Below are 11,682 nucleotides of genomic sequence, written 5' to 3'. Positions count from 1 at the left end.
ACGTCGATCATCAACGCGTTGTTTGCCGTGGGACTTGGGGAAGAAAGGCTCAAGACGCGCCATCTGCGCATCCGTCAGCCAAAAAAGATCATACATGGTCACCGCTCGATTTTCGAACCGTGACTCACGCAGCCACGCGGAAATCAATGGGTCCTGACCCTAGGTCCTTGATCTTCTCACACATCGGCTGCGGAATGCGGCTCCAGATCCGTGATGGCTTGGGACTACGATCCTGAAGCGCTTCAGGGCCACCCGACATATGCCGGTCATGCCAGCGATATAAGGTGGTCTTCGGGGTTCTGATTTGGAACCATGGGAGGTCTTTGGGTTCTCAAAAGAAACCACAGAAGATGCTGACGGGCCGGTATCAGAACCGCGTTTTGTTTTCCCGGCCGCCAGAACCGCCAGTTATTGGTGGCGGTTAGGCACTCTCCATTTCCATGGTGCGGAATTCGTTTTTTAACCAGGTGTGCCTGGCGCACATCGGTCTTGTAAAATGCTGCCGGATCAGTTTTCCCATGGCCTTCTGGATCAGCAGTGATGTAGTCGCCGGGTACACTTCGGTCGTAAAAAGCGACACTGTCCGCACAAAGTTCCTGCCAGGAAATGGCATGGCTTTGACACTGTTGTGAAACCGCTGCGTTCGGTGGAAACACGCCGCCGTTGTGATGGCCCATCCGCTGCCCTGTGCAACCAGGCCGATGATGGACTGATTACACTCCAGTTCAAACCGGTTGGGCAGGCTGAACTTGCTTCGGGCCAATTGAATTTCGATTTGTTTGCCGATTACGTAGTCACGCGAGTACCTTAACAAAGGCAATTCCGCTTCTGGTGTAAACAACTCTTCGGGCGAACCTTCAAACTTGTTGGGAAGAACGACGATGAAAGGATCGCGCATCAAAGGGTATTCGATCAGCCCCTCAGTGCGTCCCGGCGGCCTTGTGGCAACACCAACGTCCAATTTATGCTCTTGTAGTTTGGCGAGAATCTCGTGACTGGGGCGTGTGAAGTGCCGGAAATTGCAGCGCGGAAGAGCCTGAGCCAAAAACCGAACGAGATCGGGCGCGATCTGGTTGTCGAAATCGTCGATCAAAGCCAATCGCAGGTCCGTCGCATGCTGCCAGTTGCCCGTACGGATCTCGGCTTCGCCACGTTTCAATACGGTCAGGCCTTCACGGACGTAGCGGGCAAACACTTCTCCTGCCGGCGTCAGCCCCATTGGACGGCGTCCATGGTCGACCAATTCGATGCCCAGCGCATTTTCAAGGCTGCGCAGATGGTTGGATACTGTACTGATCGACAAATCCGTTTCAGATGCGACCTTCTGAATCGATCCGGACTTGGCGATCAACTGAAAAACTTCCAGCCACCTAAGGCTCAGCGATTTGGACACGGCAACTGACCATTGTTTCGATTTGTTCGAAACTAGCGAAGCAAAGATTCGCCCTTGCGGCAACAATGAAGTTGGCTGAGATGTCGTTTTCAACCTTTCATGCGGGCGAATTCCGGATCGTACGGGCTGGACGTTATGACCGTCGCGCCAAAACGCTGCCCGCATTTATCCAGCTCCATTTCGCTGCCAACCTCAGAGATGAACGGATGAACAAATGCATGCGCCAGGTTCAATCCTGTACGATGACCCCATTCACCAGAGGTAACAGTCCCCACGACCTTATCGCCCAGCATGACAGACGCGCCGGGATGCGCCGGACCACGCGTTGCATCAATGCGCAGGGGAACCAGCTTGCGGTGAAGCCCTTCTGACTGCCGCTTCAACAGCGCCTCACGCCCAATAAATTCGCCCTTGTCCAGACGTACAAACCTATCCAGCCCCGTTTCCCAAGGATCAAATTCGGTGATCAAATCGGCTTTCCAGTGCAGGAAGCTTTTTTCCATGCGCATCGAGTCAACCGCTCTGGCACCAAACAGGTTCAGCCCGTACCCTTCGCCCGCCTCCCGCAGCGCAAGATAGGCCGCATAGAGAGAGGCGTTTGGGACATGGATCTCATAGGCCAACTCTCCCGAGAAACTAAGGTTCATGACCGTGGCAGGAGCGATGCCGACAAAGCCCTCTCGTACGCTGAGCCAGGGGAATGCGTCCGCAGACCAATCACCTCTGGCACAGTCAGAAAGCACAGTGCGCGACTTGGGGCCAGCCAACACCAGAATGGTTTGGTCATTCGTCAGGCTGCGCATCTGAACGTCTTCATCGTTGCGCAGATGCTTCTGTAGCCAGTCCATATCATGATACTCGCTGGCTGCGGCAGAGCCATACCAAACCCGTGCTGGACCGCGATCACTGGCAGGGAGATTGGCAACAGTTGCTTCCGCCTTGACCATACCGTGATGGTTCAGCAGATAGCCCAACCCAACACGCCCTTCGCGCTTGCCCACAACTCCGCAAAACATCCGATCCAGAAACGCGTGCCTGTCCACTCCGGTGATCTCAATCCGGTTGAACCCGTTTACTTCCGCCAACCCGACACCGGTGCGAACGTTATCGATTTCGGCAGCAACCAGATCGAAGGTTTCGTCAAAATCGAAACTGAGTGACGGCGCGAAATCAGGGTGAGGTTTGATGTAATCCACCCTTTCCCATCCATTGACTACCGTGAACTCCGCCCCTTCGGATGCGAGAACAGGCGTCAGAGGCGTCGTTTTGGCGGGACGGCCGGCTGGGCGGTGTTCATGTGGAAAGTGGAACCTGAATTCGTTTTGATAATCCTCAATCGCCTTCAGAGCAGTAAGTTCTACGTTCGCGTGTCCTGTAAACCTCCTCGGGTCGAGGCACCAAGTGTCATAACATGCCTCACCATGCACGATCTGCTGGGCCAGCAACCACCCATGCCCGCCGCCTTCGCCCAACCCGGCTCGCAGACCAATGATGCAATACGCATTGCTCTTGCCCGGGATCGGCCCAACCAACGGGGCGCCATCAATCGAATAAGTGATCGGCCCGTTTACGACCGTGTGAATGCCCACCTCCATCAAGGCAGGCATCCGCGCAAATGCACCCTCGAGCACATCAGTTACACGGTCCAGATCATCCGGACAAAGTGCGTTTACGAAGTTTGGATCGATCCCGTCCATACCCCATGTTTTGCACCCCTGCTCGTAGAACCCGAGCAAGAGACCGTTCTTTTCCTGTCGGCAATAGTAGTCGCTGATTGGGCAGCGCAGCAGCGGCATCCGGTGCCCGGCATCCCGGATGGCCTCGATCTCTTCGGTCAGAAAATACTGGTGTTCCATGGACGACACCGGATGATGAACCCCCATCATCGCGCCAACCTCGTTGACCCGGTAGCCACAGGCGTTGACGACTATGTCGCAGTCGATGTCTCCGTGCTCGGTATGCACGGTCCAGGTATCGTCGTTGTGCTGCGTCAAAGCTGTTACAGGCGTGTTTCGGTACACTTGCGCACCGGCTTTGCGCGCCCGTCGCGCCAGGGCCTGACACAGTTGGGCCGGGTCTATGTCACCGTCCAACGGATCCCATAGCCCACCGATCAGGTTGTCGGTCGAAATCAACGGGTGGCGGCGGGCGCATTCATCCGCATCGATCACCTCGAAATGTACATCCATGCCCCGCGCCATGGACGCGAAGTGACGATAGCCCTGCATTTGTTCATCAGTATTCGCCAGACGTATTCCGCCATCTCCGTGATGGTAGTTGATCGGGTAATCCGGATCGTCGGCCAGTTCCTTGTACAGGCGGATCGAATGAGATTTCAGACCCACCATGGTCTGGTTCATCCCGAAATTTGTGACCTGTGCGGCCGAATGCCAGGTCGTGCCCGAGGTCAGTTCGTTCCGTTCAACCAAAACCACATCTGTCCAACCCTCTTGGGTCAGGTGGTACAGCGTCGAACATCCAGCGATCCCGCCTCCGATCACAACGACTCTGGTACGCGACTTCATGGTCTTTGCTCCCTCGGTTTCGGCACAAGTCTTGCTGAATAACGGGTTGGGCAGACAACAGGGCAGACGTTGGTACTGTAAAATCGAAACCGCAATTTCGGATTCTGAAAACGGCAATTCTCCTTTGATGCCCGTGTGTTTTGCGCCTTACGGTGCAACGAAGATGCAAAGGGATTGGGATACATGTCATCGGAGGGCTCCAAACGCAGCGGTCGGAAAGCGCGTCACGCACAGCGTGCAGCCAAGCCCGCATTCGATCCCTGTCCACCCGGTCAGACAGGTGGTGCGTACAAGCCTTTAAATCACTCGGAAATAGAACAGGTATTTGATACCGCCCTGCGGCTCCTGGAAGAGCTGGGCATGGGCAATGTACCGGATAGGCTTACCGCCGACCTAAGGGCCGCAGGGGCACGGGACCGGGAACCGGGGCGGCTGGTTTTCCCACGTTCAATGATCGAGCAAGCCATTAATTCCGCTGCCAAAAGTTTCATGTTCCATGGCCGGGATGAAAGCCGGTCTATCGATGTGGGCGGGGATCGTGTGTACTTTGGCACTGGCGGCGCGGCTGTTCAGACGCTCGACATTGACAGTGGGCTTTATCGCCCCTCTACATTGGTTGATCTGCATGACTTCACCCGACTACAGGACACACTGGCCAATGTCAGTTGGTTCACCCGGTGCTGCGTGGCAACGGATGTCCCGGACGTGTTTGATCTGGACGTCAATACTGTCTACGCCTTGGTGCGGAATACGACCAAGCCGGTGGCAACATCTTTTACGCTGGCCGAACATGTCCACCCTATTGTCGAGATGCTGGACATCGTCGCCGGAGGGGTCGGTGAGTTCGCCAAACGTCCTTTTCTGAAGGCGCACATCAGCCCGGTCATTTCACCGATGCGATATGGCGAAGACGCAGTGGACGTCGTTTATGAATGCATCGCCCATAACATACCAATGTCCTGCATCACGGCTGCGCAAGCGGGCGCAACCGCTCCGGCGACCCTGGCCGGATTTCTGGCGCAGTCACTGGCCGAAACGCTTGCCAGTCTCGTGATGGTCAACACGATCAAACCCGGCTTTCCGATGGTTTTTTCCAATTGGCCCTTCATCGTAGACCTCAGAACCGGCTCATTTGCCGGTGGCAGCGGCGAGACAGCGATCCTGAATGCCGCCTCTGCGCAGATCACAAACTGGCTGGGGTTGCCTTCGGGCGTGGCCGCTTCGATGGCAGATGCCAAGGCCATTGATGCCCAGTACGGGGCTGAAAAAGGCATCACATCGCTTGCCGCTGCATTGGCCGGCGGCAACCTGATATATGAAAGTTCAGGCATGACTGCGTCCCTGCTGGGGGCAAGTTTCGAGGCCTTTGTTCTGGACAACGAAATGCACTCTCACACCTATCGGGTCTTGCGCGGAATCGAGGTCACCGAAGCGAATCTCGGCTTTGACGCCATTTGCAAATCGGTTTTGGGTGACGGGCACTTTCTGGGCAGCGCACATACATATGAAGCAATGGAGAGAGATTACTTTTATCCTCAGCTCGCTGATCGCCGGGAGCCGCGCACATGGGAAACCGAAGGTGCGATGGACGCATGGTCATCTGCCCGGCAAGTCGCCAGAGAGGTTTTGAGCTCGCATCACCCCGAGTATCTCACCCCCGAACAGGACGCCGAAATTCGCCGGCGTTTTCGAATCCTGACCTGAAGACTGACGGGCATTCCCAGCCCGAAGCTGAATCGCTAGGGTCACTGAAGTAACTTGCAGAGGGTGGGAAACCATGGCCGATTCATTTTTTCAACCGGTATCAGCCATGGAGCTTGCCCGGTTTGCGGGCATACCGTCATTCATGCGCCTGCCCATTCTGGATCTGGATCACGAACGCATCTCGGATGTCGAATTGGGCCTTGTCGGCATCCCTTGGGACGGCGGTACCACCAATCGGCCGGGCGCACGGCATGGCCCGCGGCAACTGCGCGATTACTCCACGATGATCAGGGCGATGAACCCGGTCACAGGCGTCGCGCCGTTCTCGCAGGTGAATTGCGCGGACCTAGGAGATGTCGCCCCCAATCCGGTCGACATAGAAGACACGCTGGATCGGGTCACTCGCTACTATTCGAAGCTGAAAGCGCGCAATATCACGCCATTGACTGCCGGAGGGGATCACTTGACCACCCTGCCCGTCCTGCGTGCCCTGGCCGCCTCGGGCCCGGTTGGCCTCATCCAGTTCGACAGTCACACGGACTTGTTCGACACTTATTTCGGCGGCCACAAATTCACGCACGGCACCCCGTTCCGCCGCGCTGTTGAGGAAGCGTTGGTGGACCCCAAACGCTTTGTTCAGGTCGGAATTCGCGGCACGGCATACAACACCGAAGACATCGAATGGGGTGAAGCGCAGGGCATCCGTATCATCCGCATCGAAGAACTGTTCGACCGGGGCATCGACGATGTGATGAATGAAGTGCGCAGCATTGTCGGAACGGAGCCGACCTACTGCACCTATGACATCGACTTCGTGGACCCGACCTATGCGCCCGGCACCGGAACACCCGAAATTGGCGGGCCCAACAGTTTTCAGGCCCAGCAGGTCATTCGCAAGATGGCTGGCCTGAACCTTGTCGGTGCCGATCTTGTCGAAGTGTCGCCACCCTTCGATCCTGAGGGTGGGACAGCGTGGCTGGGTATTTCGCTGATGTTCGAATTACTTTGTGTTCTGGCCCAAGCTGTCGAGGCGCGCCGCAGTTAATCCCCGGCGACATTTTCGGCAATCATCGAAATCATCTCGAACATCACTGCTGCGGCGGTCAGGGCAGTGATGTTGTTGGGGCTGTCTTTTGTGGGCATCATGCAAACCACATCACCGCCAACGATATTCAACCCGCGCGCGGCGCGCAGGATTCCAACCGCCTCATCGATATCAAATCCCTTCTCTCCCGGCTCAAGGTTAGAGACTGCGGGCGCAACGGTTGGGTCAAGGCAATCCAGGTCGAAGGTGATGTAAACCGGCCGATCACCCAGCACCTCTTGGGTTTGGGCCACAACGTCCTCCAGCCCACGCTGACGAAACTCGCGCATTGTGACGATGTTGTAGCCATAGTCGTAAGAAGGCTGCAGCCAGTCCAGACTGCGTGGGTGGCCCCGCAACCCGATCTGCATCGAACAGGTCGGATCCACCTGCCCCTGATCGGCCAGATAAGCCCCCCAGTGTGCCGCTGATTTCTTGGCCCCCAGGAAGTGGTCAACCTTGGTAAAAACATCCGTGTGGGCGTCCAGATGCAGGAAACTGACAGGTTCTCCGCCTGCCAGTTTTCCACATCCCAAAGCCTGTACTATCCCACCAGTGATGGAGTGATCTCCGCCGACAGAAACCGGCCGTGCACCGGCCGCGTCGATGTCCTTGTAGAATTCGGTGATCCGTTCGATGCAATCCTCATTGTCGTTCGCCTTCGGGAACGGCACATCCCCCACATCGGCAATCCGCGCGCTGTCCCATGGGTCGATCTCAAATACTGAATGCACCCTGCGCTGAACGGCCGAGACGTGCCGCAAGGCGCGTGGTCCCAAATGCTGGTCCCTCTCGGTCGTGCCGTTTCCAGTTGAGTGCGGCACGCCAGCCAATGCAATGTCCTGCCCTTCGGGCCCGACGTTGGGGCAACGAAACAGAGTAGGCACGCCCCACCAATACAGATTGTCCATCATGGACTGTTCGTAGCGATCCGCCATTGTTTTCTCCGGTCAATGAAAAACGCCCCCGGAAAGAACCGGGGGCGCAGATGGTTAGATTTTCTCGTCTTCCCGCCGGAATGCGCCTTGCACGATCCTGTCCATGACCATGGCGAGGAACAGAATTGCGAAGCCGCCCAGCAGGCCCGGCCCCTTGGCGGCATATTGCAGTGCCTCCAGGATTTCTTTGCCCAAGCCGCCACCACCTATCAGCGAGATGATTACGACCATGGACAGACACATCAGAATTGTCTGGTTCACACCTGTCATGATCGATGGCAATGCCAGCGGGATTTCCACGTCTTTCAGCAACTGCCATTTCGAGGCCCCAAAGGCGACGGCAGCTTCCTTGATGCTCTCCGGAACCCCACGCATGCCCAGCGCCGTCAGTCGAATAACCGGCGGCATTCCGAAGATGATCGTTGCCAGAATGCCCGGCGGATTGCCCGTGCCAAAGAAGGCAATGATCGGGATAAGGTAGACGAACGCCGGAAGGGTCTGCATCAAGTCCAGCACCGGTTCCGCAGCGCGATAAGCGCGCTTGGACTTGCCAAACCAGATACCCAGCGGAATGCCGAAGACAACGCAGAGCAACACCGCCGCACCCACCAGCGCAACGGTTTCCATCGCCACGTCCCAATATCCCAGCAAAGCGATATAGGCCAACGAAGCTGCGGTGAAGATGGCAACCCTTGGTCCCGCCGCGCGCCATGCAGTCACACAGATGACCAGCATGACAACCGGCCATGGTGAGCCGATAAGTGCCACGGTCAACGCATCAAGAACAGAACGCACACCGGCTACAATCCCGTCGAAGACGTCGCCCCCCGCTGCGGCGGCCGCGTCTATCTTTTCTTCCATCCAGCCAGCCAGGTTCGAAAACAACGTGCCGTTGCCCTCTCCCAATATCATCGCGGATACCTGCTGCTCGGGGAAGGCATCCAGCAAAGGAAGCGACGCGTTTACGGTGAACTTGTAAACGATCAAGGGACCAATGGCGGCGACAAGGATTGCGCCCAAAACCGTGTTTCGGGTCGAGCGTCCGCTTTCCGTGCTGCCCGGATCGATACGCCAGTTTGAATACTGTTTTTCGTAGACACGGTCGGCATACAAACCCTGAACCACCTTGAAAACCAGCAACATCAGCAACCCGGTGATAAGAATACCCGTGGCCTCGGACTGGGCAGCAGCGGCCCTTTCCAAGCTGGTATCAGCCGCTTTCTGAATGTTTTCAGCCAGCTTGGTGAAACGATCGATATCCGCCTTTTCAGTTGCGTCCGCCGCTCGGGCCAGCAGTTCGGCTGCGCGCTCTTGCTGACGGGCGGCACGCTCTGCAAAGTCCGCACCCGGATTGCCCCACGCGCCCCTGCCGATTTGGACCCACGCGATGATCTCGAGGATCAGAAACGTCCAGAACATGCCCCAAATGGCCCGTGACGCGGACCAGAACGGCCCCAGCACCGCCGCCCACGTGTTGAACGTGTTGGGAATGGCACTGGTAGCGTCGTGGATTTTGTGAAAGGCGTTGACGTAATAGGCTCCGTTCGGACCAGCGAACTTCTTGATGGAAATATCAAGAGCCTCGCGATCAACCTCGATGTCAGAAGCGGCCGTTACTTTAAGCTCAGAAGTTGCGTCAGTCATTTTTGCCCCCCTGAATACCACGCAACAGGTGTGGCTTGGTAACGACACCCACGTCACTGCCCGCATCCGTTATGACGACCGGCAATTCGGACTTCACGGCCAGATCGATCAGTTGGTCCAGATCCGCGCCTTCGTCCGCCCTGGGCGCACCGTCGAGTGGCCCTGAATAGCTGTCCATCGATTCCATGATGGAATGCGCTTTGACCAGTTTGAGCTTGGAGATGCCCTGAACAAATTCGCGCACGTAATCGTCGGATGGGTTCATGACGATATCCTCCGGCGTGCCGATCTGTACGATCACCCCATCTTTCATGATCGCAATTCGGTGACCTATGCGAATGGCTTCATCCAGATCATGAGTGATGAACAGCGTGGTCTTTTTTAGCTGCGCCACAAGCGCCTTGAACTGGTCCTGCAACTGCAGGCGGATCAGAGGGTCAAGGGCGGAAAAGGGTTCATCCATCAACAGGATTTCGGGGTCCGACGCCAGCGCCCGCGCGATCCCCACACGTTGCTGCATCCCGCCGGAAAGTTCCTTGGGCAGGCGGTCCTCATAACCAGTTAGGTTTACCAGGCTCAAAGCGTGATCCGATACAGCCCAACGTTTGGATTTCGGGACCTTTCTGATCTCCAGGGGGTAAGCCACGTTATCGCGGACGGAACGATGAGGCATCAGTGCCATGTGTTGAAACACCATGCCGATTTGCTGGGCGCGAATGCGGCGCAATTCGGATTCCGATAGTTTCGATACGTCGTGACCCAGGATTTCGATCCGGCCGGCCGTCGGCTCGATCAATCTGTTCACGTGTCGTACCAACGTGGACTTGCCCGAACCGGACAACCCCATGATGCAGAAAATTTCGCCTCGCGGCACTTCGAATGTGGCGCCCTGAACACCGACAACGCAGTTGAACCGTTCCAGAACTTCCGGCTTGCCGATGCCTTCGTCTCGGACAGCTTGCATTGCCTCTTCAGCGCGTGCGCCGAAGATCTTCCAAACGTTTTCCAGTTTTACGACAGGTTCGTCCATTTATCCCCCACAGGGCATGGCTCTGCCCAACAGAAAAAAGGCCGCCGCGATTTTCCGCGACGGCCTGCAAGGTCGTGGTTTAGTTGGTTAGCCAGCCGATCACGGTGTCTTCATTCTCTGCCACCCACTGCTTGGCAAAATCCGCGGCTTCGACGTTGTCTACAGCCAGGGCCTTGCCCATCGCGCTCAGATCATCTCCTGACATCTGATAGTTGCTGAACAGAGCGGCCACTTCAGGATAACTCTCTTCCAGCTCTTTCGCGTAGTGCAGGTGAAGAGTTGCGCCGTTCCAGGCCGTGGACGCTTCGGATTTCGACAGCCAATCCGGGTCATCGGTGGGCTGAACAATTGTCCACGTGGCAGGGTCATGAGCCGGCTCTTCAAGAACCGTCAGATCCTGTGTCACGAAGATATAGTGGGGGCTGTAGCAGAACCCGATCCACGGATCGCCCGCCTTGGTCGCGTTTGCCAGGTTGGCATAGGCGATGGTTTCCTCGTATTCCGTCAGGTCGAATATCTGATCATAGCCATAAGATTTGGCTCGTATCTTCTCGACAACGGTCGAAGCCCAGCCCGGAGCACCGATCCAGACCTCTGGCGTACCATTCCCGTCTGTATCAAAGATCGCCATCTTGTCCGGGTCACTCAGGTCGTCAATTGACTTGATGTCATGCTGTTCAGAGATGTAGGTCGGGACGCACATGCCCTGCTCGGCCTGGACCGGGTTTTGATTCATGACGACTGTGCCATTTTCTTTGACATAGGTGTCATGCAGGTTTTGCTGGTTGGGCATCCACACTTCAGGATGGACGTGCATCGAGCCGCTGTCCATGGCTTCGAAGACAATCGGATTCGTGCCGTTTTGCAGTTCCACGTCCAGACCAAGGTTTTCTTCGATCACTACCTCAAGAATATGTGCCGTGGCGTTCACCGAGGCCCAGTTCGGCACACCGATCACGATATCTGCGGCCATAGCCGGGCCGGCAATCGCGACCGAAGCACTTCCTAGTAGCGTTGCAATTCTTTTCATCTGGTATCTCCATGTTGGGAAACTTCCGCGCTTGTTTTTCTCACCCTTTCGGACGGTGGTGCGCTTGGAATTTTTTTCGGGAAGGTCGTGCCTTCCGGTCCTTTTTTGGCCAGCGAAACTTGAGGCTGACATAGCCACAAAAGTGAAGCACGCGAGCGCGCTGCCCATCAAGAGATACGTTATTCTAGTTCCTGTATTGGATATTATCGCAAAGTAGTTTCGATTATTTACGATTCACAGATGGTGTCTAGCCCCCTCGTTCGGCACCACTAAATTGAGGTTTCTCTAATAAGGTTTCAGGCACAGGTGGGCGCATGTTCAGAGCATGATGTGG

The 11,682-nt window shown here is 56.4% G+C and carries 8 protein-coding genes and 1 pseudogene; 2 read left to right on the top strand and 7 right to left on the bottom strand.

Translation table 11 applies throughout. From position 1 onward, the window contains the following. From ACR0J8_RS23205 to ACR0J8_RS23195, 3 genes and pseudogenes are all read right to left on the bottom strand, one after another. Positions 1-96 (bottom strand): annotated as a pseudogene (locus tag ACR0J8_RS23205) (IS5/IS1182 family transposase); the annotation flags it as partial. Positions 97-421: 325 nt separating this feature from the next. After that, on the bottom strand, positions 422-1,351 hold the full coding sequence (locus tag ACR0J8_RS23200) for a LysR family transcriptional regulator (RefSeq protein WP_480892600.1): 930 nt from the start codon (positions 1,349-1,351) through the stop codon (positions 422-424). 131 nt (positions 1,352-1,482) lie between these two features. Then, positions 1,483-3,918 (bottom strand): GcvT family protein, encoded by a 2,436-nt coding sequence (locus ACR0J8_RS23195; protein ID WP_480527741.1) that lies wholly within the window; start codon positions 3,916-3,918, stop codon positions 1,483-1,485. A 183-nt stretch (positions 3,919-4,101) separates the two neighbouring features. Between ACR0J8_RS23195 and ACR0J8_RS23190 the strand changes: the two genes are divergently transcribed. Both ACR0J8_RS23190 and ACR0J8_RS23185 read left to right on the top strand, forming a co-directional pair. Then, positions 4,102-5,622, top strand: coding sequence for a trimethylamine methyltransferase family protein (locus ACR0J8_RS23190; protein WP_480527739.1), 1,521 nt, complete (start codon positions 4,102-4,104; stop codon positions 5,620-5,622). Between the two features lie 73 nt (positions 5,623-5,695). Beyond that, on the top strand, positions 5,696-6,667 hold the full coding sequence (locus ACR0J8_RS23185) for an agmatinase (protein WP_480527737.1): 972 nt from the start codon (positions 5,696-5,698) through the stop codon (positions 6,665-6,667). Here the strand turns inward: ACR0J8_RS23185 and ACR0J8_RS23180 are convergent. The 4 genes from ACR0J8_RS23180 to ACR0J8_RS23165 all read right to left on the bottom strand — a co-directional run bounded on the left by ACR0J8_RS23180 (position 6,664) and on the right by ACR0J8_RS23165 (position 11,348). Beyond that, positions 6,664-7,644 carry an arginase family protein gene (locus ACR0J8_RS23180; RefSeq protein ID WP_480527735.1) on the bottom strand — a complete coding sequence of 327 codons (981 nt, stop codon included), beginning with the start codon at positions 7,642-7,644 and terminating at the stop codon, positions 6,664-6,666. The genes ACR0J8_RS23185 and ACR0J8_RS23180 overlap by 4 nt on opposite strands. A gap of 54 nt (positions 7,645-7,698) precedes the next feature. Then, positions 7,699-9,288, bottom strand: coding sequence for an ABC transporter permease subunit (locus ACR0J8_RS23175; protein ID WP_170613698.1), 1,590 nt, complete (start codon positions 9,286-9,288; stop codon positions 7,699-7,701). Beyond that, the gene (locus tag ACR0J8_RS23170) at positions 9,281-10,318 is read right to left on the bottom strand and encodes a quaternary amine ABC transporter ATP-binding protein (RefSeq protein WP_480892594.1); all 1,038 of its coding nucleotides are present in this window, start codon (positions 10,316-10,318) and stop codon (positions 9,281-9,283) included. Before ACR0J8_RS23170 ends, ACR0J8_RS23175 begins: the two co-directional genes overlap by 8 nt. A 79-nt stretch (positions 10,319-10,397) precedes the next feature. Beyond that, a complete protein-coding gene (locus ACR0J8_RS23165; protein WP_480527731.1) occupies positions 10,398-11,348 on the bottom strand; it encodes an ABC transporter substrate-binding protein in 951 nt (316 codons plus the stop codon). Positions 11,349-11,682: the final 334 nt, after the last annotated feature.

The sequence above is a fragment of the Ruegeria sp. N11 genome, assembly GCF_056531525.1.
Note: the sequence above shows the minus strand (reverse complement) of the source record. Positions and strands in the feature narration are given on the sequence as shown.

Excerpts from the sequence above, each read along its gene's own strand:
- ACR0J8_RS23195 (WP_480527741.1), bottom strand. The coding sequence starts at position 3,918 with ATGAAGTCGCGTACCAGAGTCGTTGTGATCGGAGGCGGGATCGCTGGA.
- ACR0J8_RS23165 (WP_480527731.1), bottom strand. The coding sequence starts at position 11,348 with ATGAAAAGAATTGCAACGCTACTAGGAAGTGCTTCGGTCGCGATTGCC.
- ACR0J8_RS23170 (WP_480892594.1), bottom strand. The coding sequence starts at position 10,318 with ATGGACGAACCTGTCGTAAAACTGGAAAACGTTTGGAAGATCTTCGGC.
- ACR0J8_RS23180 (WP_480527735.1), bottom strand. The coding sequence starts at position 7,644 with ATGGCGGATCGCTACGAACAGTCCATGATGGACAATCTGTATTGGTGG.
- ACR0J8_RS23175 (WP_170613698.1), bottom strand. The coding sequence starts at position 9,288 with ATGACTGACGCAACTTCTGAGCTTAAAGTAACGGCCGCTTCTGACATC.
- ACR0J8_RS23185 (WP_480527737.1), top strand. The coding sequence starts at position 5,696 with ATGGCCGATTCATTTTTTCAACCGGTATCAGCCATGGAGCTTGCCCGG.
- ACR0J8_RS23190 (WP_480527739.1), top strand. The coding sequence starts at position 4,102 with ATGTCATCGGAGGGCTCCAAACGCAGCGGTCGGAAAGCGCGTCACGCA.